At 61.6% G+C, this 25,939-nt stretch carries 26 protein-coding genes and 1 tRNA gene; 11 read left to right on the forward strand and 16 right to left on the reverse strand.

The genetic code is table 11. The annotated features are described in order from the left end of the window. Window positions 1–158: 158 nt before the first annotated feature. Window positions 159–446, reverse strand: coding sequence for a hypothetical protein (locus P7C00_RS07795; protein WP_346634926.1), 288 nt, complete (start codon window positions 444–446; stop codon window positions 159–161). A 560-nt stretch (window positions 447–1,006) separates the two neighbouring features. On the opposite strand from P7C00_RS07795, the gene P7C00_RS07800 reads away from it, so the two are divergent. Further along, a complete protein-coding gene (locus tag P7C00_RS07800) occupies window positions 1,007–2,782 on the forward strand; it encodes a sensor domain-containing phosphodiesterase (RefSeq protein ID WP_346634925.1) in 1,776 nt (591 codons plus the stop codon). 25 nt (window positions 2,783–2,807) lie between these two features. On the opposite strand, the gene P7C00_RS07805 is transcribed toward P7C00_RS07800, so the two are convergent. Then, a complete protein-coding gene (locus P7C00_RS07805; RefSeq protein ID WP_346634924.1) occupies window positions 2,808–3,536 on the reverse strand; it encodes a class I SAM-dependent methyltransferase in 729 nt (242 codons plus the stop codon). A 301-nt stretch (window positions 3,537–3,837) separates the two neighbouring features. On the opposite strand from P7C00_RS07805, the gene P7C00_RS07810 reads away from it, so the two are divergent. Then, window positions 3,838–4,224 carry an SMI1/KNR4 family protein gene (locus P7C00_RS07810; RefSeq protein ID WP_404939933.1) on the forward strand — a complete coding sequence of 129 codons (387 nt, stop codon included), beginning with the start codon at window positions 3,838–3,840 and terminating at the stop codon, window positions 4,222–4,224. A 163-nt stretch (window positions 4,225–4,387) separates the two neighbouring features. Here P7C00_RS07810 and P7C00_RS07815 read toward each other — a convergent pair. The 5 genes from P7C00_RS07815 to P7C00_RS07835 all read right to left on the reverse strand — a co-directional run bounded on the left by P7C00_RS07815 (window position 4,388) and on the right by P7C00_RS07835 (window position 8,265). After that, a tRNA-Gly gene (locus P7C00_RS07815) sits at window positions 4,388–4,461 on the reverse strand. Between the two features lie 156 nt (window positions 4,462–4,617). Continuing rightward, window positions 4,618–5,502 (reverse strand): alpha/beta hydrolase, encoded by an 885-nt coding sequence (locus P7C00_RS07820; protein WP_346634923.1) that lies wholly within the window; start codon window positions 5,500–5,502, stop codon window positions 4,618–4,620. A gap of 326 nt (window positions 5,503–5,828) precedes the next feature. Next, complete coding sequence (locus tag P7C00_RS07825) at window positions 5,829–6,521, reverse strand: pseudouridine synthase (RefSeq protein ID WP_346634922.1); 693 nt, start codon at window positions 6,519–6,521, stop codon at window positions 5,829–5,831. Between the two features lie 33 nt (window positions 6,522–6,554). Then, window positions 6,555–6,773, reverse strand: coding sequence for a cysteine-rich CWC family protein (locus P7C00_RS07830; protein WP_102861583.1), 219 nt, complete (start codon window positions 6,771–6,773; stop codon window positions 6,555–6,557). Beyond that, window positions 6,766–8,265, reverse strand: coding sequence for a diguanylate cyclase (locus P7C00_RS07835; protein WP_404938563.1), 1,500 nt, complete (start codon window positions 8,263–8,265; stop codon window positions 6,766–6,768). The genes P7C00_RS07830 and P7C00_RS07835 overlap by 8 nt, the downstream gene beginning before the upstream one ends. A gap of 302 nt (window positions 8,266–8,567) precedes the next feature. Here P7C00_RS07835 and P7C00_RS07840 point away from each other — a divergent pair, with 302 nt between their 5' ends. Then, window positions 8,568–8,975, forward strand: coding sequence for a hypothetical protein (locus tag P7C00_RS07840; RefSeq protein WP_346634920.1), 408 nt, complete (start codon window positions 8,568–8,570; stop codon window positions 8,973–8,975). A 49-nt stretch (window positions 8,976–9,024) separates the two neighbouring features. Here P7C00_RS07840 and P7C00_RS07845 read toward each other — a convergent pair whose 3' ends face one another. Further along, window positions 9,025–10,137, reverse strand: a complete 1,113-nt coding sequence (locus P7C00_RS07845) for an enoyl-CoA hydratase/isomerase family protein (protein ID WP_404938565.1) — start codon at window positions 10,135–10,137, stop codon at window positions 9,025–9,027. 133 nt (window positions 10,138–10,270) lie between these two features. On the opposite strand from P7C00_RS07845, the gene ung reads away from it, so the two are divergent. After that, entirely contained in the window at window positions 10,271–10,963 is a 693-nt protein-coding gene (ung, locus tag P7C00_RS07850) for a uracil-DNA glycosylase (protein WP_404938567.1), read from the forward strand. A 71-nt stretch (window positions 10,964–11,034) separates the two neighbouring features. On the opposite strand, the gene P7C00_RS07855 is transcribed toward ung, so the two are convergent. The 5 genes from P7C00_RS07855 to P7C00_RS07875 form a co-directional block, all read right to left on the reverse strand. Further along, the gene (locus P7C00_RS07855; protein WP_346634917.1) at window positions 11,035–12,060 is read right to left on the reverse strand and encodes an AbrB family transcriptional regulator; all 1,026 of its coding nucleotides are present in this window, start codon (window positions 12,058–12,060) and stop codon (window positions 11,035–11,037) included. Next, on the reverse strand, window positions 12,053–13,567 hold the full coding sequence (locus tag P7C00_RS07860) for a tripartite tricarboxylate transporter permease (RefSeq protein ID WP_404938569.1): 1,515 nt from the start codon (window positions 13,565–13,567) through the stop codon (window positions 12,053–12,055). The genes P7C00_RS07855 and P7C00_RS07860 overlap by 8 nt, the downstream gene beginning before the upstream one ends. 1 nt (window position 13,568) lies before the next feature. Next, complete coding sequence (locus P7C00_RS07865; RefSeq protein ID WP_404938571.1) at window positions 13,569–14,027, reverse strand: tripartite tricarboxylate transporter TctB family protein; 459 nt, start codon at window positions 14,025–14,027, stop codon at window positions 13,569–13,571. A 58-nt stretch (window positions 14,028–14,085) separates the two neighbouring features. Then, window positions 14,086–15,072 carry a tripartite tricarboxylate transporter substrate binding protein gene (locus P7C00_RS07870; RefSeq protein WP_346634914.1) on the reverse strand — a complete coding sequence of 329 codons (987 nt, stop codon included), beginning with the start codon at window positions 15,070–15,072 and terminating at the stop codon, window positions 14,086–14,088. Window positions 15,073–15,235: 163 nt separating this feature from the next. Next, window positions 15,236–16,528 (reverse strand): OprD family porin, encoded by a 1,293-nt coding sequence (locus P7C00_RS07875; RefSeq protein WP_404938574.1) that lies wholly within the window; start codon window positions 16,526–16,528, stop codon window positions 15,236–15,238. Window positions 16,529–16,763: 235 nt separating this feature from the next. Here P7C00_RS07875 and P7C00_RS07880 point away from each other — a divergent pair, with 235 nt between their 5' ends. Both P7C00_RS07880 and P7C00_RS07885 read left to right on the forward strand, forming a co-directional pair. After that, window positions 16,764–17,435, forward strand: coding sequence for a response regulator (locus tag P7C00_RS07880; protein ID WP_346634912.1), 672 nt, complete (start codon window positions 16,764–16,766; stop codon window positions 17,433–17,435). Then, entirely contained in the window at window positions 17,428–18,813 is a 1,386-nt protein-coding gene (locus P7C00_RS07885; protein ID WP_346634911.1) for a sensor histidine kinase, read from the forward strand. The genes P7C00_RS07880 and P7C00_RS07885 overlap by 8 nt, the downstream gene beginning before the upstream one ends. A gap of 3 nt (window positions 18,814–18,816) precedes the next feature. On the opposite strand, the gene P7C00_RS07890 is transcribed toward P7C00_RS07885, so the two are convergent. Both P7C00_RS07890 and P7C00_RS07895 read right to left on the reverse strand, forming a co-directional pair. Beyond that, window positions 18,817–19,638 carry an HDOD domain-containing protein gene (locus P7C00_RS07890; RefSeq protein ID WP_346634910.1) on the reverse strand — a complete coding sequence of 274 codons (822 nt, stop codon included), beginning with the start codon at window positions 19,636–19,638 and terminating at the stop codon, window positions 18,817–18,819. Between the two features lie 38 nt (window positions 19,639–19,676). After that, entirely contained in the window at window positions 19,677–20,618 is a 942-nt protein-coding gene (locus P7C00_RS07895; RefSeq protein WP_346634909.1) for a folate-binding protein YgfZ, read from the reverse strand. Between the two features lie 149 nt (window positions 20,619–20,767). Here P7C00_RS07895 and P7C00_RS07900 point away from each other — a divergent pair, with 149 nt between their 5' ends. Both P7C00_RS07900 and P7C00_RS07905 read left to right on the forward strand, forming a co-directional pair. After that, window positions 20,768–21,022 (forward strand): succinate dehydrogenase assembly factor 2, encoded by a 255-nt coding sequence (locus P7C00_RS07900; protein ID WP_011059785.1) that lies wholly within the window; start codon window positions 20,768–20,770, stop codon window positions 21,020–21,022. Beyond that, window positions 21,006–21,458 carry a protein YgfX gene (locus tag P7C00_RS07905; RefSeq protein WP_404938576.1) on the forward strand — a complete coding sequence of 151 codons (453 nt, stop codon included), beginning with the start codon at window positions 21,006–21,008 and terminating at the stop codon, window positions 21,456–21,458. The genes P7C00_RS07900 and P7C00_RS07905 overlap by 17 nt, the downstream gene beginning before the upstream one ends. Here the strand turns inward: P7C00_RS07905 and nadB are convergent. Next, on the reverse strand, window positions 21,421–23,043 hold the full coding sequence (nadB, locus tag P7C00_RS07910; protein WP_346634907.1) for an L-aspartate oxidase: 1,623 nt from the start codon (window positions 23,041–23,043) through the stop codon (window positions 21,421–21,423). The genes P7C00_RS07905 and nadB overlap by 38 nt on opposite strands. A gap of 559 nt (window positions 23,044–23,602) precedes the next feature. Between nadB and rpoE the strand changes: the two genes are divergently transcribed. Genes rpoE through P7C00_RS07925 form a run of 3 tightly spaced genes read left to right on the forward strand, consistent with a single transcriptional unit; the run spans window position 23,603 to window position 25,768 of the window. Further along, window positions 23,603–24,184, forward strand: coding sequence for an RNA polymerase sigma factor RpoE (gene rpoE / locus P7C00_RS07915; RefSeq protein ID WP_007930230.1), 582 nt, complete (start codon window positions 23,603–23,605; stop codon window positions 24,182–24,184). A gap of 31 nt (window positions 24,185–24,215) precedes the next feature. After that, window positions 24,216–24,803 carry an anti sigma-E factor RseA C-terminal domain-containing protein gene (locus tag P7C00_RS07920; protein WP_346634906.1) on the forward strand — a complete coding sequence of 196 codons (588 nt, stop codon included), beginning with the start codon at window positions 24,216–24,218 and terminating at the stop codon, window positions 24,801–24,803. Window positions 24,804–24,811: 8 nt separating this feature from the next. Beyond that, the gene (locus P7C00_RS07925) at window positions 24,812–25,768 is read left to right on the forward strand and encodes a MucB/RseB C-terminal domain-containing protein (protein WP_404938578.1); all 957 of its coding nucleotides are present in this window, start codon (window positions 24,812–24,814) and stop codon (window positions 25,766–25,768) included. The last annotated feature ends 171 nt before the right edge of the window (window positions 25,769–25,939 follow it).

A 25,939-nucleotide genomic window follows, 5' to 3' on the forward strand; every position in this document is an offset into this window, starting at 1 on the left:
CAGGGCAGCCGACCACCATAGCACCCCTGGACCAAGGGCGGGCGCAGGGCTCCCCGGGGCCTTGGGCAGGGGTGTTGTTGCGACCATAGCCAGGGGCTGGCCCGGTCGACATGAGACGAGTACCAAAGAACGGGGGGGGGCGTGCAGAAGGGGAGGGGTCAGAGCTTTGCGCAACGCTCCACGTCGGCCTGGGTAGTGACTTGGGTATCGATGCCCAAACGGTACTTGCAGTAGTCGATGATCATCTGCCGGTACTCGGGGGTGAGTTTTTCCACGCGCCGGTAATCGCCGTCATTGGCGTGGATATTGAAGAACTCCAGGCGCAGAGTCGGGGACTGTTTGATAAACCAGCGGGTGTGGGTCTCAGCTTCTTCCAGCTCGGTGTAGTAGCCGACGTTGAGCACCACCAGCAGGCCGACGAACAGCAGGAAGACGAGTTTTTTCATGGTACGGCTCCATCCGTGGGCAGGGCGGCGCATGGTTCCGGCTTTGCTTCTGCTTGGCAAGGGCCTGGTCATGAATTGTCACGCTTGTCGCCGGCAGGTTCAGCCAGCAGACAGTCGCAGACTGTTAAAAGATTCGGACGCCCGGCAGGAGCAGGGTAGTGACAAGGGGGCAAGGAGGTCGGGACGCTGGAACCGGCCTTGTGATGCAGTAACAAAGAAAGCGATCTGCGGATCGCTTTTTTTGTCCTCGCAAGGTGCGCACCTGCCGATCTGCCAGGGGTTGCAGAGGGCGGCTGGAACAGGGTGCAATAGCCGGCAAGGTCTCTTTGTCATTGGGCGCAAGCGCTCTGGACCGGTCCTTTCAAGGTCGCGATAAATTTTCCAGGGAAATACCGTTCGTCCGACGGATGGAATTGGCAAGCACTAGTCACTGCGTCATGCTGTCGATGGATGTCGTAATGCCACTACTTTGGGCGCGGCCCGTTTCCAGGTGGCGTTTTCCCCCTGCGATGCTGAGATAGGTTTTCTGATGAGTGTGTTGATCCTGCCTGAGGCGCGGTATGCCCGATAAGGCGTTGGCCGAGGAGCAGCGCCTGGCTGCCCTGTATGCCCTGGAGCTGCTGGACACGGCTCGTTGCGAGCGTTTCGATCGTATTTGTCGTCTGGCGGCGGAATACTTCAAGGTACCCACGGCCCTGATCACCCTGGTGGATCGGGACCGCCAGTGGTTCATGTCGCGAGTGGGTTTTGTCGCCGAGCAGACCCCTATCGATCAATCGTTCTGCGCCTACACCATCAAGTCCGGTGATGTGTTTGAAGTGGAAAACGCCCGCCGGGATGTGCGCTTTCATGCCAATCCGCTGGTTACCGAAGATCCTTGCATCGGCTTTTATGCCGGCGCGCCGCTGATCACGTCCACTGGCCACGCCATCGGCAGTTTGTGCGTCATCGATAAACAGCCCCAGCGCTTGAATGCCATTGAACGCCAGCAACTGCGGGATCTGGCGTCCCTGGTGATGGAGCAGATCGAACAGCGTCAGCGCCAGACCCGTCGCGATCCAGTCAGCAGTCTGCCCAATCGGGAACAATTCCAGAGCGACCTGTACGACCTGGCGGAACAGCATCCTGGCGAAAAGCGCGTGCTGGTGCTGGTGGATGCGGTGGACATGACCGTGGCTCACGAGCTGACCCTGGCCATGGGCATGGCTCCGTTCGAAATCATCGTGCGCTTTCTGGCCCAGCAACTGCTCGCCTACCTGGGACGGCATGTGCGGGTGTATCACGTCTCGGTCAAGCGTTTTGGCTTCCTGCTACCGGCAGCGCCGGGCATCGAACGTTTTCTCGAAGGGCTGGTGCGGCGTTTGCGGCGCCAGCCGCCGGGCCTTGAGCTGCCGATGATTCCGGGGGTATGTGCGGGCACCGTGGAGTTCTCCACGGACCGCGATGCGGTGCCGGACGTGCTGCGCAAAGCCATGTTCGCCCTGGAGCTGGCGGCCTTGAAGCGCAGCACCTGGGCGCCCTATGACGTGGTGCGGGATCAGGCCTATCGACGTGCCTTCAACTTGGCCTCGGACATCAGCGAAGCCCTCGACAGCGGACAGATCTACCTGATGTTCCAACCGCGCTTTGCCCTGCCCGACGGTGCCCAGGTCAGCGCCGAGGCACTGATCCGCTGGGATCATCCCTGGCTGGGACCGGTTTCCCCGGCGGAATTCATTCCGGTCATGGAGCGTAACGCCTTGATCCACCGGGTGACCCATTGGGTGATCAACGCGGTGCTTGAGAGGCTGCACAGCTGGGGCTCCAGCGATGTACAGCGCCTGTCGATCAACCTGTCCCCCCAGGATTTCGAGGACCAGGACATTGCCGATGTGCTCAGGGATGCCTGCCTGCGTCACCGTATCGATCCTCGGCGCCTGGAGGTGGAGATCACTGAGGGTGCCTGGCTGCGTTCCAACCCAAGGGTGCTGGATCAGTTGAGCAAGATACGTGGCCTGGGCATGGACGTGGCCATCGATGATTTCGGTACCGGCTACAGTAACTTCGCCTACCTGCATCAGATTCCCGCCAATGTGGTGAAACTCGACAAGTCCATGGTCACGGACCTTGAGAGCAGCGCCCAGCACCAGAAGATCACCCGTTCGGTCATCGCCCTGGCCAGGGAGTTGGGCTATCGCACCGTGGCCGAGGGTATCGAGAGTTTCAAATGCCTGCAGATGCTGCGGGCCTTTGGCTGCGACGAAGCCCAGGGCTATTTCCTGGCCCGGCCCATGGCCCAGGAAAAATTCCTCGCTCGCAGCGGGGCCCGGCGTTTTCCGTTGCAGGGTGGCATCTAGACGCCTGCTAAGGGCGATGGCTGCCTCAACGCTGGGCAGCCACCAGCAGCATCATTGGCCGTTCCCGCTCTTCTTCCAGCGCCGGTTGCTGAAGCACCTGCTGCGCCGTGGGGCCCCACTCTTCGACATGACGAATGCTGAACCCTGTGTCGATCAGAGTGTTGAGCAGGGTGCCCAGGGTCCGGTGCTGCTTGATCACGCCTTCCGCCAGCCAATGGGTTACCCGCTCGCCTTCCTGCTGGTAGCTGTCCAGCGGCCAGGACTTGCGGCCCTGGTCATCCACCCGCCAACCCGGGTTGCGCGGAGCCATGAAGATCGGGTGCTCGATGGAGAACACCAGACGCGCCCCGGGTACCAGGGCGGCATGGACCTGGGTGAACAACCCGCGCAAGTCCTTGATGTAGTGCAGGGCCAGGGAGCTGTAGGCCAGGTCGAAGCGGCAGGTGGGCAGGCTCAGGTGTTCCAGGTCGGCCCGCTGATAATCGATGTTGGGTGCCGAGGTGCTGGCGCGAGCGGTCGCCAGCATCTTTTGCGAAACGTCCAGGCCCAGTACCTGCTGGGCTCCCTGTTCGCTGGCCCAGCGGCTGAACCAGCCATAACCGCAGCCCAGGTCCACCACCTTGAGCCCGTTCATGGCAGGCAGTAGTGCCTGCAGGGCCGGCCATTCCGGTGCCGCATCCAGGCCGCCGAGGGAGCGGCCCATCTGGCTGTAGCCCTGAAAAAAGGTCGGATCGTCGTAAATGTTCTGGGTCATGTAGCGTTTCCTTCAGGTTCGTGTGCAGCCGTGGTGTCGGGCGGACCATACAAAAGATGCGGCTGAGGGTTTTCCTCTGACCCTGTCACGGCGGATTTTCACTCAGTGTGGGTTATGCATTATCGTGCGCCACGCCTCAAACGATCAGCGTCGTCATCGACACCAACCCAACCGATACCGGTGGGTGATCGTCTGTAAGGGCCAATCGAATCCCCCGAACCCGGGTCTGTACCCTAAGCGAGGAATCTTGGGCAAAGCGAGAGTGATAGGCACGACAGTAGAGGCTATTCATGCTGCCGAGATGGCATTGGGGCGAACCTTGCCCAGGTCGTTCGTGGACTGGCTTCTGGAGCACAACGGCAAGGCGCTGGGGGGGCTGGAAGTATTTCCTGTCTTTGATGCGCGTGATCCCCGCAAGACCTGGGAGTCGATAGTCCGGCATTTCGAGCAGGGCTGGCAGGCCTGGCAAGACACCTTCTCCGACATCGCGCTCGACTTCTCCAGCCTGCTGCCGTTCGCTCAATTTGGCACGGGCGACTATTACTGCTTCGATTACGCCGTACTGGGTGATACCGGTGAGCCGGTCGTGGTGCTCTGGTCCCATGAGACGGGCCGAACCTGCGTCGTTGCGGATGGCTATGCGGCCTTCTTGGCCAATCCTGATCGGCAGTGCCAGGCATCAGGCTGATGCGCTCTTGGCAAAGGTCGGTGCTTAAACAGCGGCGCCCCAATCATCTGCACGAGGCTTGGGCTTGATTCGCCAGGTTTGCTGCTGGGGGGGAGGAGATCGTTTGAGTTAACGACTTGAGAAGCTACTACAGATATCTGCGCGAGCCCGCAGATTGGGGAAGTGGAGCGGGTGAAGGGAATCGAACCCTCGTTATCAGCTTGGGAAGCTGGAGTAATGCCATTATACGACACCCGCTCGAACGGCTGACTTTGTACCAGATGTGGCCGGGGATTTGAAGTTTTTCTTTATCTGACTTGTGCTTGCGTGTCGGTTGAGGTCGCCACAGGTGCGTCACGCGCCAGGAAAAACAGGGTTTTTCAAGACGGGGTGACGGCCTGTGGCGACGGGGTTTCAGATGGCTCGTGCATGCTGATCCTGAACATAGTGTGGACGCGAGCGGTTGTCGTACTGAGTTGGCTTGAGGAAACCCATGAGTGCCTGGCGACTGTCGCGGCAGGCTGCCTTGTGTTCCATATCGAGAAAATGCCCGGTGGCCTGGATGGTGCTGAAGCTTGAATGCTGCACGTGGTTGGCGAACAGACGGGCGTCGTGGGCCGAGGTGTATTCGTCCCATTCACCGTTGATGAACAGCACCGGTACTTGGATGTTCTTCGCCGCCCGCAAGTAGCACTGGCGATCGCCGTTGAGCACATGGCTGATGTGGAAGTGCATCTGCCCGTACTCGTGCTCCGCCAGGCTGCTGACGTGGCGATAGTTGAAACGCTTGAACAGCGATGGCAGGTGCTTGCCGATGGTGTCGTTGACCAGGTGACCGACGCGATGGCGGTCGAGGCTGCCAAGGTAGTCGACGCCGCGCTCCAGGTAGTCGCGCATGGGTTCGTTGATCACCGGCGAGAACGAGCTGATCACCGCCTTTTCGATGCGTCGTGGACACTGGGACAGGGCCTGCAAGGCCGCGGCGCCGCCCCACGAGAACGACAGCACATGCTCGGCGGCGAAGTGCTCGATCAACTCCAGCAGGATCTGCCCCTCCACTTCCTTGGTGAGCATCCGTTCGTGCCTGTTGTGGGCCTTGGACCGTCCCGCGTAGGGCTGGTCGTAGAGCACCACGTTGAATTGCGGGTGCAGGTTCTTCACGGTCTGGGCAAATGACGCAGTGGTGGCCATCGAGCCGTTGACCAGAATGATGGTCTTGTCTGCGGCATCTGCGCGATAGAACTCCGTGTAAACCCGATACTGACCCTGTATATCCAGCACAGCGATTTCTGGCCTCATGTCATAAGACTCCTGGCAAGCGGGTATGCGCGCAACATTGAGTGTGCACGGGCAATGTGACAGGTAGGCATACGCCTGGAATGGGAGCCCATGTCGATCCGGTAATGCAGGTCGACGGGTGTTGTTATAGGCGGGCGATTTACCGGGTTGAATGCAGAGCAGGCAGGGCTCAGGCCGGCAAAAGGTTTCTTAGATATGTGTTGGTGACTCGTCGGTCACATTTCGGCCGACGGACTGATTCAAGCAGGGCAACCGGGAACCTGCAAGTGCATTGGACAAATTGTTCGACAGCTTCTGCCCAGCGGTCATTCAGAGGGCAGGGGGCATCAGATCAGGCGGATTTCGTCTGCGCTGAGGGGGCGGTATTCGCCGGGGGCAAGGCATTTATCCAGCACCAGTGGTCCCATGCGTTCGCGGTGCAGGCGCACAACCTTGTTGTTGAAGTGACCGAACATCCGTTTGACCTGGTGATAGCGCCCCTCGACGATGCTCAGTCTGGCGCTGCGGGGGCCGAGGATCTGCAACTGCGCGGGCAGGGTGGTGAGGTCCTCGAAGGCGAAATACAGGCCCTGGGCGAAGGTCTCGATGTACTCGGGGCCAATCTGCGCTTCGGTCTCCACGTAGTACAGCTTGGGCAACTTGGTCTGCGGCTGGGTCAAGCGTCGCGACCAACTGCCGTCGTTGGTGATCAGCATCAGTCCGGTGGTGTTGTAGTCCAGGCGCCCGGCGATGTGCAGTTCCTGAGGGTCCGGCTCGTGGATCAGCTCCAGCACGGTTTTGTGCTCGGGGTCTCGGGTGGCGCTGACGCAGCCCATGGGTTTGTGCAGCATGAAATAGCGCGCCGGCTTGCCGCTCTGGAGCACTTCCTCATCCAGCTCGACACGACTGAACTCCCGAACCTCGGCCTTGGGGTCGCTCACTGGCTGGCCGTCGATGCGGATGCGTCGTTGCACCAGCAACAGGCGCACCTGCTGACGGTTGAAGCGGGGCAGGTTGCTGAGGAAACGGTCAATGCGCATGGTGATCGGCGGCTGGGGGCAAGGTGAGGAGGTTCAGGAGCGCGGTAAGGTGCCGGCGCGCAACTGCGCCTCGACCCCGGCACAGCGGGGGCACAGGCAGGAGCGGTCGCGCAGTTGTGGCGGCAAGGCTTCGATGATTGCCGGGTCGATGCTCACGCTGTAGCACCAGCAGGCTTGGTCCGCCGTCCGCGGGTCGGCCAGGGTGCAGTCGTTGCGGGCACCGCAGGCCGGGCAAAGGTCAGGTTCATTCATGGCTGGAGTGAGGCATTTCCACACAGGTTCGATTGCGTCCGCTCTGCTTGGCGCGGTACATCGCATGGTCGGCACGGGACAGCAGGCTGTGCAGGGTGTCTTCCGATTGCAGAGCGGTCAAGCCGATACTGACGGTTAGTTGCAGAGGCTGCCCTTCATAGTAGTAGCGCTGTTGTTCGGTCTGCAGGCGGATCTTCTCGGCGATTACCAGGGCGGCGCTGCTCTCGGTGTCCTTGAGCAGGACGATGAACTCCTCGCCGCCCCAGCGGCAGACGATGTCGGACTGGCGCAGGCAATCCTGCAGGTCCCGGGCAAAACCGCTGAGCACCAGATCCCCGGCCAGGTGGCCGTAGGTATCGTTCAGGCGCTTGAAGTGATCCAGGTCCAGCAGCAGGGCGCACAGTGGGGTCAGGTCCCGTCGCGCCTCTTGCAGGGCCTGGGCTGCCAACAGGTCGAAGCCGCGGCGGTTGGGCAGGCGGTTGGGCAGGCGGGTGAGGCTGTCGAGGGTGGCCTGGGCCTCGATCTTGCGCTGGTAGCGGCGCACCACGCCGCTGAGCAGGATCAGCACGATGCTGGTAATCACCAGACAGATCAGCAGGTTCAGGTACAGCGACTGGCGGATGCTATTGAGGGCGCCGTCTTCGCGCTTGTCGACGAACAGGTACCAGTTCAACTCGGGAATGAAGCGAACATTGAGAAAGTGCCCCTGGCCCTGGGTCGAGTACTCATAGCTGCCGCTGTGAGGCTTGGGCTGCTGGTTCATCAGTTCCTTGAGGCTGTCCAGGTCATGCAGGGACTGGCCGCTGCGGGCGCCCTGGGGCCCGCCGTCGGCGCCGGTGAGGACGATGCGGCCGAAGGTGTCGACGAAGTACACACTGCGCTGGTAGCGCTGCTGGTACTTGTCGATCAGCTTGATCACCGCGTCCACCGTCAAGCCCACTCCGGCCGCCCCGATGAAGCGGTCCTGGTAGTCGTAGACCTTGTAGTTGATGAAGAAGGTCAGTTTGTCCTGGTTGGCCAGGTCCGGATCGACGTTGATTTCGTAGGGCGTGGCCATGTCGCGTACGCGAAAGTACCAGGCGTCTCGGGGCTCATCGACCTTGACCTTCTTCAGCACGCCCTTGGCCTGGTAATAAGTGAGGCTGGTGTTGGAGACGAAGAACGCGGTGTAGGCCTCATAGTGGGTCATGACCTCGTTGAGGTAACGGGTCATCTGGGTGGGGTTGTGTTCACCGGCCACCACCCAGTCACGCATGAAGGTATCGCGGGCCATCATCGAGGAGATCAGGACCGGACGTACCAGGTCTTTCTGGATTTCCGAGTACACGGTGTCGGAGGTCAGGGGCAGTTCGGTGTTGACGATGCTGTCGCGGATCGAGTCTCGGGAAGCGTAGTAGCTGAGCAGGGAGGTGGCGAGGAAGCCACTGCCCAGCAAGGTGATCAGTGCCAGTACCAGCGAACGTTGCGAATACAAGGGAGAACGAAGCGGCATGGCGATTCCGTGATAGTGGCCCGATGACTCATTCTAGTGGCACGGCTTGGAAATAACTCGTTCATCAGCGCACTGAATTGTCTCGGAATCGATACACGGCATGGGGCTTTTCCGGTGCCGGAAGCGCAGGTCCCGAGTCGTCCTGATTAGGCGGTTACCGGCGGTCGAGGACTTGTATCAATGTGTTGCCAAAATCGCACCAGAAGGGGTTTTCGCGGTCAGATATTTCGTCAGTCGGCCTGTTGTCGGCTGCCGCCTGCCAGCGTCGCTGGCGTGGCTTCTTCGCGGTCCAGGAGGCCGCCATGTATCGTCGACTTCTGCTTGTTGCATTACTGGGTCTGAGTCTTAGCGCGTGTGTCCCTTATTACGGTGGAGGTTCAAGCTATTACAGCTCCGAAGTCTACAGTTCCCCCGCGCCTGCCTATTACTACGGTGGCGGGTCTTCCTATTACTCCACTGGCCGCAGTTACTACGCACCACGCTACTACCAGCCGGCGCCCCGTTATTACCAACCGGCTCCGCGCTACTACCAGCCACCTCGGGCGGTGTACCGACCTTATCCGAACCAGGGCTGGGGCGGGCATGATCGCCACAGCAACTGGGGCAACAACAATTGGGGCAACAACGGTGGCAACCGGGATTGGGGCGGTCACGGCGGACGTGGCGATCGTGACCGTGGCGACCATGGGCGAGGCGGTCGCGGTCATTGATTCCCAGTGGGCCACAAGCCTGTAGCCGCTGCCGGCGGCTCCAGGCTTTTTAGTAATCCGTCAGGTCCGCCAGAGGATGGCGGCCTTCCCAGGCCTTGTGAAAATGCGCTTCCACCACCGCTTCGGGCACGCTGTTGATATCCGACCAATGCCAATGGGGCTGATGATCCTTGTCGATCAGGCGGGCACGCACCCCTTCGGCGAATTCCGGGTGCCGGCAGCAGTTCAGGCTCAGGGTGTATTCCATCTGGAATACCTCGGCCAGGGACAGGTAGCGGGCACGGCGGATCTGCTCCCATATCAGGTGCGCGGTCAGCGGGCAGCCCTCGACCAGCGTCTTGGCCGCTCGGCTGTAGAGAGCATCGCTGTGGTTCTGCAACTGGCTGATGGCACGCCAGGCACAGGCCACGTCACTGACGTCCAGCCAGGCATCGATCTGCTGCCGACGCGGCAGCCATTGGGCGTCGGGCAGTTGAGCCAATGCTTCCTGCTGCAAGGCCTTGAGCAAGCTGTTGAGTTGCCTTGGTGTCTGTTCCTGCCAGTTCAACTGCAACAGCCCCTCGATCAGTGCTTCCTGTTGTTCGTCCAGCAGGAAGCGGTCGGCGAGGTTCAGGTCCAGGGCATCGCGGCCATTCATGTGGGCGCCGGTCAGCCCCAGGAACAAGCCGAGCTTGCCGGGCATCCGCGAGAGGAACCAACTGGCGCCGACGTCGGGATACAGGCCGATGCTGATTTCCGGCATTGCCAGGCGACTGCTGGGGGTGACGATACGAATCCCGGCGCCTTGCAGCAGGCCCATGCCGCCGCCGAGCACATAGCCGTGGCCCCAGCAGATTACTGGTTTGGGGTAGGTGTGCAGGCGATAGTCGAGACGGTATTCCGCTGCGAAAAAATGCCCGGCCAAGGCCGGCACTTCGCCGGGGTGATCGAGGCAAGCCTGGGCCAGGCTGCGTACCTCGCCGCCGGCACAGAAGGCCTTGGTGCCGTTACCCCGCAGCAGCACACAGACCACTTGCGGATCCTTGGCCCAAGCGTCGAGGCGCTCGCTCAACTGCTGGATCATGGGCAGCGACAGGGCATTCAGGGATTTTTCCGCGTCCAGGGTGGCAATGGCGATGCGTGCGCCATCGGTGCCGGTGAGTTCTTCGACGTGCAGGTTCATCGTGACCTCGAGGGGAAATAGGAGCGATCAGTATGATCGCTGGTAGGGAAAGTGCCGGTTCTGTGTCAGATCAATTGACAAGCGAAGTCGGCTTTCCTAGGGTGCGGCCATTGTTTTTTTCACGGGCCAGGCCATGACTGCTGACGATCGTATCAAACTCGAACCGAGCTGGAAGGAGGCGCTGCGTGCCGAATTCGAGCAGCCCTACATGGGCGAACTGCGCGAATTCCTGCGCCAGGAACATGCCGCCGGCAAGGAAATCTATCCACCGGGTCCGATGATCTTCAATGCCTTGAACTCGACGCCGCTGGACAAGGTCAAGGTGGTGATCCTCGGCCAGGACCCGTACCACGGACCGGGTCAGGCCCACGGTTTGTGCTTCTCGGTACAGCCCGGGGTGCCAGCGCCACCCTCGCTGGTGAACATCTATAAAGAGCTCAAGCGTGACCTCAACATCGACATTCCTAACCACGGCTACCTGCAAAGCTGGGCCGACCAGGGCGTGCTGATGCTCAACACCACCATGACCGTGGAGCGGGCCAACGCGGCGTCCCATGCGGGCAAGGGTTGGCAGTTCTTCACCGATCGGATCATCGAAGTGGTCAGCGAGCACCAGCCGCACCTGGTGTTCCTGTTGTGGGGGGCTCACGCCCAGAGCAAGCAGAAGCTGATCGACGCCACCAAGCATCTGGTGCTGACCTCGGTGCATCCTTCGCCGCTGTCGGCCTACCGCGGCTTTCTCGGTTGCGGGCATTTCAGCCGCACCAACAAATACCTTAAGCAGAACGGCGAGACGCCCATCGAGTGGCGCCTGCCGCCGGTATGATCAAGGCCCTTTCGCCGGCAAGCCGGCTCCTGCATTCCCTGTAGGAGCCGGCTTGCCGGCGAACAAGGTTCTCAGTCCCTGTTCCAATGCCGAAACAACGGCTCCGCGAGAAACAGCACGAACAACAACCTCATCACCTGCATGGCGGTCACCAGTGGCACCGACAGTTGCAGGGTCTCGGCCGTGAGGCTCATTTCCGCGATACCGCCGGGCATCATGCCCAATGTCAACGAGCGTAGATCCAGGTGGGTCAACACACTCAGGCCCAGTGCCGCGAGGCCGGCGATCAGCATGGTCAGGGCGGTGCCGATCAAGGTCCGTCCCATGAACGACGGCGCACGGCGAAAGAACTGTCGATTGAAGTGACAGCCCAGGCCGCTGCCAATCAGCCATTGGCCCACCTGACTGCCGCCCTCGGGCAGGCCAATGTGCAGGTCCCAGGCGATGCTCACCGTAGCGCTGAGCAGCAAGGGGCCGAACAGCCAGGGGTTGGGTTGACGCAGACGCTGCCAGATCCAGGCCAGTAGTGCGCCCGCCGGAAACAACAGGGCCAGCCACTGCCAGTCCACAGTGGTGGCATGCAGGGCGGGGGTACCTTCTCCTAGCAGATATTTGAAGGCCGCTGGCACGCAGAGCACCACGGTCAGTACTCGCAGGCTCTGTCCAGCCGCCACGCGGCTGAGCACCGCGCCATTGCGCGCGCCCAGATTGACCATCTCCCCGGAGCCACCGGGCATGCTGGAGAAAAATGCAGTGGCCCGGTCCTCTCCGGTACGCCGCAGCAACCAGACTCCGACCACGCTGGACAGGCTGGTCACCAGGGCACCGAAGAAGATCAGGCCAAAGTGGCTCATGACCTGCGCCATCACCAGTGGGGTGAAGTGCAGGCCAATGCCGATGCCGACGACCCATTGCCCACATTTGCGGCCGCCGGGAATTTCCGCCAATTGCCAGGGCGTCAGGCAGCGCACCAGGATGATCGCCAGCAGCGAGCCGACCATCCAGGGCAGCGGCCAGCCGATCTGGCTGGCGAGATAACCGCCAGCCAGGCCCACCAGGGGCGTGCCCCACCATTGTCTGAAGCGGGCTTCAGACATCGGCCACGGCACGTTGCTGGGCCGAACGCTTGCGCCAGATACGCAGCAGCGGCATGAACAGCATGATGAGGGTCAACACCCAGACCCCGACCGTGATCGGGCTCGACCAGAGGATCTCTAGCGCGCCATTGGAGATCGACAGCGCCCGGCGCAGGTTCTGTTCCATCAAACCGCCGAGGATGAAACCCAGCAATACCGGGGACAACGGGAAGTCGAGCTTGCGCAGGATGTAGCCGAAGATGCCGATGCCCACCATCAGGAACAGGTCGAAGGTGGTGGCGTGCACTGCGTAGACACCAATCCCGGTAATGATCGCGATCACCGGCACCAGGGCCCAGTTCGGTACGGCGAGGATGCGGGTGAAGATGCGGATCATCGGGATGTTGAGGATCACCAGCATGATGTTGGCGATGAACAGGGAGGCGATCAGGCCCCAGACGATATCCGGCTGCTGCTGGAACAACAGCGGACCGGGGGTGATGTTGTACAGCGACAGGGCGCCGATCATCACCGCCGTGGTGCCGGAGCCGGGAACGCCGAGGGTCAGCATCGGCACCAGGGCACCGCAGGCCGAGGCGCCGATGGCGGTTTCAGGGGCCGCCAGGCCGCGCTTGTCACCTTCACCAAAGGTGCCGCTGGCGCCGGCGATGCGCTTCTCGGTCATGTAGGCCACGGCGCTGGCCAGGGTTGCGCCGGCACCGGGCAGTACGCCCATGATGAAGCCCAGCAGGCCGCAGCGGATGTTCACCACGAACACCGAGGCCGCTTCCTTGAAGTTGAACATCATGCGTCCGGTGGCTTTCACCGCTTCCTGGCCGCGATGGGTCTTCTCCAGCAGCAACAGGATCTCGCTGATGGAGAACAGGCCCAGCACCAGCACCACGAACTGGATGCCGTCGGTGAGGTGGATGTTGTCCCCGGTGAAGCGGTACACGCCGCTGTTGGCGTCGATGCCCACCGCCGACAGGAACAGGCCGATCAACGCGGCAATGAAGGTTTTCAGCGGTCGATCGCCGGCCATGCCGCCGAGGCAGACGATGGCGAACACCATCAGTACGAAGTATTCCGCCGGACCGAAGGCGATCGCCCACTTGGCCAGCAGCGGGGCGAACAGCACCATGCCGCAGGTGGCGATGAAGGCGCCGATGAACGAACTCCAGGCCGAGAGTGACAAGGCCACGCCCGCCAGGCCTTTGCGTGCCATGGGGTAGCCGTCCAGGGTGGTCATCACGGTGGAGGCTTCGCCAGGAATGTTCAGCAGGATCGAGCTGATGCGGCCGCCGTATTCGCAACCCAGGTACACCGCCGCCAGGAGGATCAGCGCCGACTCCGGCGGCAGGCCCAGGGCGAAGGCAATGGGGATCAACAGGGCCACGCCGTTGATCGGGCCCAGGCCCGGGAGCAGGCCGACCACGGTGCCGATCAGGGTGCCGGACAGGGCGGTGACCAGGTTGTAGGGGGTCAGCGCAACGCCGAAGCCCTGGCCCAGATAACTGAGGGTATCCATATCAATTCTCCAGAACGTCGAGCAGGCCGAGGGGCAGTGGTACGTCCATGACCCGGTCGAACAACCAGTAGAGGCCGACACTGAGCAGGCTGATGATCACCAGGCTCGGTAGCCAGCGGCCGCCGTAGAGCCGTGCCATTGGTACACCGATGAGGATGCTGGCGACGATGAAGCCCAGGGGTTCGAAGGTTCCGGCGAACACCAGCAGCAAGGCGACGCAGACTGCGATCTTGCTCAGGGTTGCACGGTCCAGGGGCGGTTCTTCTTCACTGTGCTTGATGGGGGCCGGACGCAGCAGCATGTACAGCAGGGCCAGGCCCATCAGGCCGAGCATCAGCAAGGGGAAGGCCCGCGGGCCCACGGGTTCGTAGGAAAAGGCCGCCTGATACGGCCAGGCCATCAGTGCCAGGCCGGCACAGGCCAGCAGCAACACCGCAGCGAAGAGACGTTGAACGAGCATGGCTAACTCCCGGGCGCGGCCCTCGATGCGCGAGGGCCGGGCCGTCAGAAAGGGTCGGTCACTGGATCAGGCCGAACTCTTTGGCCAGGGTCTTGTAGTCGGCCACCTGTTTTTTCACATAGGTGTCCAACTCGGGGCCGGTGAGGGCGAAGGGGAAGAGTTCGCGCTGATCACGCAGCTTGGCGAACTCTTCGGAGGCCAGCAGCTTGTCGAAGGCATTTTTCCACCAGGCGTATTCCTCGTCGGTGACTTTCGGCCCGAGGTAGAAACCGCGTACCACTGGCCAGACGATGTCGTAGCCCTGCTCCTTGGCAGTGGGGATGTCTTTCATTTCCGGCTCGTCCAGACGCTGTTCGGAGAACACCGCCAGCAGGCGCATGTCGCCAGCCTGGATATGGGGCATGGAGTCGGAGATGTCGGTGCTGCCGACCTGAATGTGTCCACCCAGCAGGGCGGTGGCGATTTCACCGCCGCCTTCCAGGGCGACGTAGCGCAGGTCCCGGGGGTTGATCCCGGCGGCCTTGGCGATCAGTGCGGTCTGCATCCAGTCCTGGCTGCCCACGGTGCCGCCGGAACCTATCACTACCTTGCTTGGATCTTTCTTAAGAGCCTGGACCAGATCGTCGAGGGTCTTGTAGGGCGAGTCGCTTTTCACGGCGATGGCCCCGTAGCTGGTGCCGACCGCTGCCAGCCAGCGCACTGCGCTTTCATCGAAACGGCCGAACTTGCCCTGGGCCAGGTTCAGCAGCGAGCCGCTGGACCAGGCCACCAGGGTTCCGGCGTCGGCGGGACGCTGGGCCACCACGGCGTTGTAGGCCACGGCACCGACACCGCCAGGCATGTAGGTCACGCGCATCGGCTTGGTGAGGAGTTTTTCGTTGACCAGGGCGCTTTGCGCCAGCTTGCAGGTCAGGTCGAAACCGCCGCCGGGGGAGGCCGGTGCGATGCATTCCGGGCGCTTGGGCTCGGCGGTCGCGGCCAGCAGTTGGCCGGCGAACAGCAGGCAGCCGGCGGCGAGGGCTAGTTTGCGCAGTGAAAGGTCCATGAACGTCTCCACAGGAGTTGTTGTTATCGGTATGTCCGGGTCATCCCCGACCCTTTTTCCGCAGGAGCCGGCTTGCCGGCGAAGGAGGCCTTGGTTTTGTACAGGGCTTGCGGGCCTCTTCGCTGGCAAGCCAGCTCCTACGACGCAGCGTGATACGGGTGGCTTACCACAGGGCCACGCTGTAGCTCACCAGCAGGCGCACTTCATCCGCGTCGCGAGCCGAGTAGTTGGAGCGGTAGGTGGCGTTGCGCAGGCGCACGGCGACGTCCTTGAAGGTGCCGCTTTGCACTACGTATTTGACCTCGGTGTTGCGTTCCCACTCTTTGCCGGTGTCGCCGTTTTTCAGGGCGATGTTGTCGCCGCTGAGGTAGCGGGTCATGAAGCTCAGACCGGGAATTCCCAGCTTGGCGAAGTCGTAGTCGTAGCGGGCCTGCCAGGAGCGTTCCTCGGCCCCGGCGAAGTCGTTGATCTGCACGAAGTTCACCAGGTACGGATCGCTGCCATCCACGTAGGGGAAGGCGCTGTCGCCGGACATGTGCTGGTAGCCGGCGCTGAGTTTATGCCCGTTCAGGGCATAGCTCACCAGGCCGTTGAGGGATTTGTTGTCGATCTTGCCGCCCCGGGCCTGGCCCTGGTCGTCGCTGATGGCCAGGCGCAGGTCGGTGCCGAAGGTGCCCGGCCCCATGGGCTGGGAGGCTACCAGGCCGAGGAAGTGCTGGTTGTAGACATCGTCCAGTTGAGCGAAGTGGTAGCTGCCGGCGATCTTGTCGGTGAACTTGTAATCCAGGCCGCCGAAATTGAAGTGCTTGCCGGCCACGGTGCCGGCGAAGCGGCTGTTCTTGTTGTTGAGGCGGATGTCCTCGTAGTTGCTGTCGTCGCGGTCCTTGGCCTTGTCCAGGCGGCCGCCGGTGAAGGTCAGGTTCTTGATTTCCTTGGAAGTCAGCAGGCCGCCTTCGAAGGTCTGCGGCAGGATGCGCCCGTCGTTGGGCTTGAGGATCGGTAGCTCGGGGATCAGGCTGCCGATTTTCAGTTCGGTGGCGGAGATCTTCACTTTGCCGGTCAGGCCGAGCTTGGAGTACTGGTTGGCCGCGCGTCCGTCGTCGTGGGTCGGCAGCAGGCCGGTACCGGTGCGGTCGGGGCTGGAGTCGAGCTTGACCCCGAGCATGCCCAGGGCGTCCAGGCCGAAACCCACGGTGCCTTCGGTGTAGCCCGACTGCAGGTTGAGCATGAAACCCTGAGCCCATTCATCGCGCTTGGATTGCTGGGCGCTGGTGCCGTCGCGAAAGTCGCGATTGAAGTACATGTTGCGGGTTTCGAAGGTGGCGCTGCTGTCTTCGAAGAAGGCGGCCTGGCTGAGTGGGGCGAAACCGGCGAGGGCGGCGGCGCTGGCCAGGGCGGTCGGGGTCAAACGGGAAAAACGCGCGGGCTGGACAGCCTGAGGGTGCGAGGATGGCATCCTGGAGTACTCCGTTATTGTTCTTATTTTGACGAAAACGCTTCGAGGCGTTTTGCGTATCAGCGGCCGTCAAGGCCAGGGCAGTCGAGACTGTCCGTAGTCGGACTCTAAAGGGCCAACCTTTCGCTAACCTTTCAGCGTACTTTCACGGTTTTCGGGCTTCACAGCGGCGGTTGCGGCGGTACACTCCGCGCCAAAGAGTGGCGTCGATCCCCCCGGAACGAGGTAAGAAAACATGCGAGTCCTGCTCGTCGAAGACCATCTGCAACTGGCCGAAAGTGTCGCCCAGGCGCTCAAGAGCACCGGCCTGACCGTGGATGTGCTGCACGATGGCGTGGCCGCCGACCTGGCCCTGGGCAGTGAGGAATACGCCATGGCGATCCTCGACGTCGGCCTGCCGCGCATGGACGGTTTCGAGGTGCTGGCGCGCCTGCGGGCCCGGGGCAAGAACTTGCCGGTGCTGATGCTCACTGCCCGCAGCGACGTCAAGGATCGGGTCCATGGTCTGAATCTGGGGGCCGACGATTACCTGGCCAAACCGTTCGAACTGACCGAGCTCGAAGCTCGGGTCAAGGCGCTGTTGCGCCGTAGCGTGCTGGGGGGCGAGCGCCAGCAGCGTTGCGGCGTGCTGGCTTATGACCTGGATACCCGGCGCTTCACCCTGGGTGAGGAATTGCTGACCCTGACGTCCCGCGAGCAGGCCGTGCTCGAGGCATTGATTGCCCGTCCTGGCCGGGTGATGAGCAAGGAGCAATTGGCCTCTCAGGTGTTCGGCCTGGATGAGGAGGCCAGCCCGGATGCCATCGAGATTTATGTCCACCGTCTGCGCAAGAAGCTCGATGGCCATGCGGTGGCCATCGTGACGTTCCGTGGCTTGGGTTATCTGTTGGAAAGCCGCGATGCATAGGCCCAGCAGCCTGCGCTGGCGGTTGTTGTGGAACCTGGCTCTGCTGCTGGTGGTGCTGATGCTAGCCAGCGGCTTGAGTGCCTACTGGAACGGCCGTGAGGCCGCTGACACCGCCTATGACCGCACCTTGCTGGCCTCGGCACGGACCATTGCCGCCGGGTTGTCCCAGCGTGACGGCAGCCTGAGCGCCAATGTGCCCTATGTGGCCCTGGATACCTTTGCCTACGACAGCGCCGGGCGCATCTATTACCAGGTCAACGATATTCACCAGCAACTGATCTCCGGTTACGAAAACTTGCCCGGTCCGCCACCGGGTACTCCGCGTACCGATGACTATCCGGCTCTGGCGCGTTTCTACGACGCCACCTACCAGGGCCAGAACGTGCGGGTGGTGAGCCTGCTCAAGGCGGTCAGCGAGCCGAACATGAACGGCATGGCGGAAATCCGCGTGGCGGAGACCGACGAGGCGCGGGTCGCCATGGCTCGCAGTTTGATGGCCGACACCTTGCTGCGCCTGGGCATGCTGGCCATTGGGGCGTTGCTGCTGGTGTGGTTTGCGGTGAGTGCCGCCTTACGCCCGCTGGAACGTTTGCGCGGTGCGGTGGAGGAGCGCCAGCCCGATGACTTGCGGCCACTGCCGCTGGTTTCGGTACAGCGTGAGTTGTGGCCTCTGGTGCGGGCCTTGAACCATTTTACCGAACGCCTGCGGGGGCAGTTCGAGCGCCAGGCACAGTTCATTGCCGAGGCCGCCCATGAATTGCGTACACCGCTGGCGGCACTCAAGGCCCGCCTGGAGCTGGGACTGCGCTCCAGTGAGCCGGACACCTGGCGCACGACCCTGGAAAGCGCGGCCCAGGGCACCGATCGCCTGACCCACCTGGCCAATCAGTTGCTGTCCCTGGCCCGGGTGGAAAATGGCGCCCGGGCCATCGCCGAGGGGGGCGCACAGTTGCTCGATCTCAGCCAGCTGGCCCGGGAGCTTGGCATGGCCATGGCGCCCCTGGCCCATGCCAGAGGGGTGGCCCTGGCCTTGGAAGCCGACGAGCCGGTGTGGCTCAAGGGCGAGCCCACCCTGCTCAATGAACTGCTGAGCAACCTGGTGGACAACGCCCTGGCCCACACGCCGTCGGGCGGCAATGTGGTGCTGCGGGTATCGGCGCCGGGGGTGCTGGAGGTGGAGGACGACGGGCCGGGAATTCCCCTGGAGGATCGCGACCGGGTCTTCGAGCGTTTTTACCGGCGTAATCAGCAGGTGGCCGGTTCGGGGTTGGGGCTGGCGATCGTGGGGGAAATCTGTCGCGCCCATCTGGCACAGATCAGTCTGCACGATGGCGAGCCTTCGGGGCTGAAGGTGCGGGTGAGTTTTATCGCCGGATGAGGATCAGTAGAGCATTGAGCGGGATTCTTGCAGATCGTTGCACATGGCCTTGTTGTCCGGGTCGATCCCCAGCTTCTTGAACGCCGGCACGCTGAAGGCGTCGATACGCGAGAGAGGGTGATCAGTGTCTTTGTGGCAGTACAGGGTCGCCACCTGGACCAGGTCGACGTAGTCGATCCCGGTGGTCTGGCGGTTGAATTCCAGGTAGTGCCCGGGGATTTCCACCAGTTGCTCGGGGAACTCCCAGACCCGTAGCAGCTTGTCCCCCAGCAGCGGGTGAATGCGTTCGATCACGTGATTGAGGCTGACCGGGTCGGAAAGCAGTTCGTAGTGGTCTTCGGCGTAGGTCAGGATCGGCAGCACGCCGATCTGGTGTACCAGGCCGCCGAGGGCCGCCTGGTCGGGCTTGAGCTGGGTGTAGCTGCGGCACAGGGCATAGCTGACCCCGGCCACTTCCAGGCTGCGGCGCCAGACATCGTGCATTTTCTGTGCAACCACCTCGGAGCGGGCATTGAAGATCTGCTCCATCACCAGGCCGATGGCCAGGTTGCTGCTGTAGTTGACTCCCAGACGAGTGATTGCGGTGTGCAGGTCGGTGACTTCCTGGGCCGCCCGCAACAGTGGGCTGTTGACCACCTTGATCAGTCGCGCCGACAACGCGGTGTCGCGGCCTATCACTTTGCTCAGGGTGCTGACGCTGATTTCCGGGTCTTCGGCGGCCTGGCGAATCTGCATGGCCACCTCCGGTAGGGTTGGCAGAACCAGGTCATCATTGTCGATGGCCTCCACCAAATCCTGTTGGACCTTTTCCGCCAGCTCAGTCATTTCAGTTCTCTAGGGTGTTGCAGGAAAGGGGGAGTCGGTCAGCGCTGGATTTCGCGATCGCGGTCCAGTTGGTACGGCAGGTCAAGCAATTGCAGACCGGGCCCTTCGAGTGCGCCCAGGTGCAGGTTGCCATCTTCTACCGCTTCGGCTTGCAACACGGCCAGCAGTTCCACTTGATCGGGTGCCTGGGCAGCCAGGACCACTTCGCCGATGGAGCTGTTGTGGGTCGGGGAGAACAGCGGGGTGCCTGGGACGGGGAGCTCGCCGGCGGGCAATGCGAGTCGGTAGAGGCGGCGCTTGAGCTTGCCCAGGTATTGCATGCGGGCGACGATTTCCTGACCGGTATAGCAGCCTTTCTTGAAGCTGACGCCGCCTACGGCCTGGAGGTTGAGCATCTGTGGAATGAACAGTTCACGGGTCTGTGCCATGACCTGGCCGAGGCCCGCGCGGATCTGGCCTAGCAGCCACTGATTGAGCTCGCCCTGGGGTAGTTGCGCAGCCAGTTGCTGGCCCAGGCTCTCGGCGCGTTCCGCCGGGACCCAGAGTTCGACGCGCTTGCTTGAGGCGCGCACGGCAATCAGGCCATCGGCGCGGACTACGGCGCCGTCTTCCTGGGGCAGTTCAAGGCCCAGGCCGCTCAGGCTGGAGTCGGCATTGCTGAGGCCGAAGCGCGCCCAATTGGCGCTTTCATCGGTGAGCTTGGCCTTGGAGAAGACTGCGTATTTCTTCAGGTCTGCCAGTTGCGGCTCAAGCAGTTCGCTGGCCATGGCCAGCAGGCAGCCGTCACCCTCCAGGAGGATACGAAAACTCGACTGCATGCGGCCTTTCTGGTTGCAACGGGCGCCCAGGCTGGACTGGCTGTCGCTGAGGTAACTGAGGTTGCAGGTCAACTGACCCTGAAGGAATTTGCTGGCATCAGGGCCGCGGACGGCGAGGACGCCTTCGTGGGACAGGGGGCAGAAAAAAGCGGAGTCAGCCATGGTTCATCGCAGGGTAAAAAGTCTGGGGCACATCATAAGGGGGCGCCCCTGAAATGGATAGTTCACAAAGGACGGGTGGTGACCGACCAAAGCCGACTGTTCTCGTGTTCCCCGGGCTGTATACTTGCGCTCTATTTGAGGAGCGCTCCATGGTTGAAGATGTTGAACTGAATCGCCTCTACTGGCACAGCCGTCGCGGCATGCTTGAGCTGGACGTATTGCTGGTGCCGTTCGTCAGGGAGGTGTACCCGCATCTCAATGAGACTGATCGCGAGTGCTACCGCAAGTTGCTGGAGTGTGAGGATCAGGACATGTTCGGCTGGTTCATGGAGCGCAGCGAATCCGAGGATCCTGAGCTGCAGCGCATGGTTCGCATGATTTTGGACCGTGTCCAGCCCAAGTAGGCTGTTCGAGTGCCGCTGGCGTGCTTCACGGCAACTGCTGGCGGCCTACCTGCTGGCCCAGGCATTCGCCCTGGTCGCCATTTTTCTGCTGGATATCCCGTCTGTGGCCAAGGGGCTGGGCATCCTGCTGTGCCTGGTGCATGGCGGTTGGGTGCTGCCTCGACAGATTTTGTTGACCCATTCCCGCGCATTCAGCCGCTTGCGGCACTCGCCTGAGGGCTGGCAGTTGTGGAGTCCGGCCACGGGGTGGCAGGTGGTGCAGTTGCGGCCGGACAGTCTGGCGTTACCGCTGATCGTGGTGTTGCGCTTTCGTCTGCAGGGCGAGCGCTGGGTGCGCTCCCTTTGTGTTCCCAGGGACGCGCAGACAGCCGATGAGCACCGGCGTCTGCGGGTGCGGCTCAAGTTCGGCCGGCGTAGGTGGGCGGCAGCAGAATAGTGTCGCGTGCCTCGGGCAGCAGCTGCGGGTAGTCGAGGGTGTAGTGCAGACCTCGGCTTTCCTTGCGCTCCATGGCCGAGAGAATCATCAGCTCGGCCACCTGGGCAAGGTTGCGCAACTCGATCAGGTCACGGCTGACCTTGTAGTTGCTGTAGAACTCGTCGATCTCGTCCAGTAGCAGGCGTACCCGGTGTTGAGCCCGTTGCAGGCGTTTGTTGGTCCGCACGATACCGACGTAGTCCCACATGAATCGCCGCAGTTCGTCCCAGTTGTGCGCAATGATCACGTCTTCGTCGGAGTCGGTGACCTGGCTGGCATCCCAGGCCGGCAGGGCGATGGGAATCGAGATCTGGGGCAACTGCTGGAGAATGTCGGCTGCTGCCGAACGGGCGTAGACGAAACACTCCAGCAACGAATTGCTGGCCATGCGGTTGGCTCCGTGGAGGCCGGTAAAACTGGTTTCGCCGATGGCATACAGGCCTGGCACATCAGTGCGCCCCTGTTGATCGACCATCACGCCGCCGCATGTGTAGTGAGCGGCCGGCACCACCGGGATCGGCTGTTGGGTGATGTCGATGGAAAATTCCAGGCAGCGTTCATACACGGTGGGGAAGTGGGTCTTGATGAAGGCTTCTGGTTTGTGGCTGATATCCAGGTAGACGCAGTCGATCCCCAGGCGCTTCATTTCATGGTCAATGGCCCGGGCGACGATATCCCGGGGAGCCAGCTCGGCCCGGGGGTCGAACCGCTGCATGAAGCGTTCACCGTTGGGCAGCTTGAGGTGGGCGCCTTCACCGCGCAGGGCCTCGGTGATCAGGAAGCTCTTGGCCAGGGGGTGATACAGGCAGGTGGGGTGGAACTGGTTGAACTCCAGGTTGGCCACCCGGCAGCCCGAGCGCCATGCCATGGCGATGCCGTCGCCACAGGCACTGTCGGGGTTGCTGGTATAGAGGTAGACCTTGGCCGCACCGCCGGAGGCGAGGATTACGAAGCGGGCGCCAAAGGTATCCACTTCACCGGTGCCGCGGTTGAGCACGTAGGCGCCCAGGCAGCGATCACCTTCCAGGCCCAGGCGTTTCTCGGTGATCAGGTCGACGGCAACCCGTTGCTCCAGCAGTTCGATATTGGGGTGTTGTCGGGCCTGTGCCAGTAGTGTCTTGAAGATGGCCGCGCCGGTGGCGTCTGCGGCATGAATGATCCGTCGGTGGCTGTGACCGCCTTCTCGAGTCAGGTGGAACTCGAAGCCATTGTCGTCGCTGCTGGCGTCTTCATCACGGGTAAAGGGAACCCCCTGGTCGATCAACCATTGGATGGCCTCACGGCTGTGTTCCACGGTAAATCGCACTGCATCCTCGTGGCACAGGCCGCCACCGGCGTTGAGGGTGTCATCGACATGGGATTCGACAGTATCGGTATCGTCCAGCACGGCAGCGACGCCGCCTTGAGCCCTGTAGGTCGAGCCATTGGCCAGATCGCCCTTGCTCAGGACGGCAATACGCAGGTGGCGGGGCAGTGTCAGGGCCAGGCTCAAGCCGGCGGCGCCGCTGCCAATCACCAGAACATCGTGTTGAAACTGTTGGCTCATTTGAAGGATTCCGCTCAAAGCGACCCAGGACGGGGTTGGCGCAAGACGCCTGAATCGGCGAGTCATGGCAGCCACACAGCCCACTAGTATATAGAGGGGGGGATCGGCACAATAGTCGCGCCTTCAGGGCATTGTGCGACTTCGCTGAGCAGAAGCGTTGCTCTCGATCACCCAGGTATTCGAAGCATTCCAGGTTGCGAAACCGAGTGTTCGAAGAAGTAGGGCGGTTTTTCTCTTCACCGTTACACAATCTTCGTTCAGCACAGCTATAAAGATTGGGAACTTTTGCCAAGGCCCCAAACTCAATAGAAGGTTGCCTGAAAGAAGGGACAGCGTCGGTTCTGGCCAAGGTTTGCAATCTGGCCCTTGTGACAGAAATCGACGACAGGATTATTCGCGCAGCCGGCCTTGCCCGCGCTGCGTTTTTCGTGCGTGCCGGATCAGAGCCCGCAGGAAACTTGCTTGGAGGGGGAGAACTTTTGCGAAAAGCCCGAGTCTATGTTTGCAAGCCTGATCAATTAGTGATGCAAGCCTCCTCCGAGCTTATCGAGGAGTGTTCATGCTAACCCAGGAAGAGGATCAGCAGCTGGTCGAACGCGTTCAACGCGGCGACAAGCGAGCGTTCGATCTGCTCGTGCTGAAATACCAGCACAAAATTCTCGGGTTGATCGTGCGTTTCGTGCACGACACCCATGAAGCCCAGGATGTCGCACAAGAAGCCTTTATCAAGGCTTACCGTGCACTAGGTAATTTTCGAGGGGACAGCGCGTTTTACACGTGGCTGTACCGTATCGCCATCAACACGGCGAAAAACTATCTGGTTTCACGCGGCCGTCGGCCGCCGGATAGCGATGTGAGTTCTGAGGATGCTGAGTTCTATGACGGCGATCATGGCCTGAAGGATCTCGAGTCGCCGGAACGTGCATTGCTGCGGGATGAGATCGAGGGCACCGTCCATCGAACCATCCAGCAACTGCCTGAAGATTTGCGTACAGCCTTAACTTTACGTGAATTCGATGGTCTGAGTTACGAGGACATTGCCAGCGTCATGCAGTGTCCGGTGGGTACCGTGCGCTCCCGGATTTTCCGCGCTCGGGAAGCCATCGATAAAGCCCTGCAGCCGTTGTTGCAGGAAACCTGAGACAGCGGCGACAGCCAAGAGAGGAACCGCCATGAGTCGTGAAGCCCTGCAGGAATCGCTGTCCGCGGTGATGGATAACGAAGCGGACGAACTGGAATTGCGTCGGGTATTGAATGCCGTCGACGAAGTAGAAACCCGTGAGACTTGGGCCCGTTATCAAATCGCCCGGGCAGCTATGCACAAGGAGTTGCTGCTTCCACGTCTGGACATTGCCGCTGCCGTTTCTGCAGCTCTGGCTGATGAGGCCGTACCGGCCAAAGTGTCCCGCGGACCTTGGCGCAGCCTGGGCCGCCTGGCGGTAGCTGCGTCGGTGACTGTGGCGGTCTTGGCCGGTGTGCGTCTGTACAACCAAGACGAGATCGCGGGCGTTGAACTGGCTCAGCAAGCCGGTCAGCCAACCCTGGCGACTCCACAAGTAAAAGGCCCTGCTGTATTGGCCGGCTACAATGAAAGCTCGGAAGCCACTGGCCCTATGGCTAATGGTGTATTGCAAGGGCAGCCAGGCTGGCACGATCAGCGTCTGCCGAGCTACCTGCGTCAGCATGCTCAGCAAGCTGCACTAAAAGGTACTGAAAGCGCACTGCCTTATGCCCGTGCGGCAAGCTTGGAAAACCGCTAAGGAGGATCATGCGCGCCATACCTCTACTCTCGCTTCTGCTTAGTGGCTGGTTTGTGGTTCCAGCCCACGCCGATGAAGCCCAGGACTGGTTGCAACGTCTTGGGCAAGCGGAACAACAGCAAAGCTTTCAGGGCACTTTCGTTTACGAGCGTAACGGTAGTTTTTCTACCCATAACATCTGGCATCGCGTCCAGGATGGAAAGGTCCGTGAGCGTCTGATTCAGCTCGATGGATCCGCTCAAGAGGTGGTGCGTGTCGATGGTCGCACCCAGTGCGTCAGCGGTACGTTGGTGGCAGGGTTGGGGGATGCTCCGGACTCTGCGGCCCGTGCGCTGGACCCGCAAAAGCTCAAGAATTGGTACGACCTTGCCGTTATCGGCAAGTCTCGTGTGGCTGGGCGTCAGGCAGTGATCGTTTCGGTTACGCCCAAAGATCAGCATCGCTACGGCTTTGAGTTGCATCTGGATCGGGAGACCGGCCTGCCGCTCAAATCCCTGTTGTTGAATGACAAGGGACAGCTGCTGGAGCGCTTCCAGTTCACTCGTCTGGATACTACAGATGTACCCGAAGACGCCGAGTTGCAAGCTGGTGCTGACTGCAAGCCGGTGAGCCTGGACAGCAACAAGGCTTCGGCCATCAAAACTGCGCAAACCTGGCATTCCGACTGGCTGCCTCCAGGTTTCGAGCTGACCAGTAGCTCCGCCCGCAAGGATCCGGAAACCAAGACCCTGGTCAACAGCTTGCTGTATGACGACGGCTTGGCGCGGTTCTCGGTATTCCTCGAGCCGCTCAACGGTGCGACGGTTACCGATACCCGGACTCAGCTCGGTCCGACTGTCGCCGTATCGCGTCGCTTGACCACGCCCGATGGCGAAATGATGGTCACCGTGGTCGGGGAAATCCCTATCGGTACCGCTGAACGAATCGCACTGTCGATGCGTTCCGATGCCACCGCCAAGCAATGAGCCTTTATTGGTTGTGTAAGAGGTCGGTAATGCCTACTCCACAATTGAGAAGATGAAATGTTTGGTGAGCAATTTCATTTGCAAAATCCCCAGAGTTTTTTTATAGGTCAGAACCCCTCGGTTCTGACCTTATTTGTCGTTCCTGGAACAAAAGTACCGCCCCTGTCTGTT

The organism is Pseudomonas sp. JDS08PS003 (assembly GCF_045013505.1).
GTDB lineage: Bacteria > Pseudomonadota > Gammaproteobacteria > Pseudomonadales > Pseudomonadaceae > Aquipseudomonas > Aquipseudomonas protegens_B.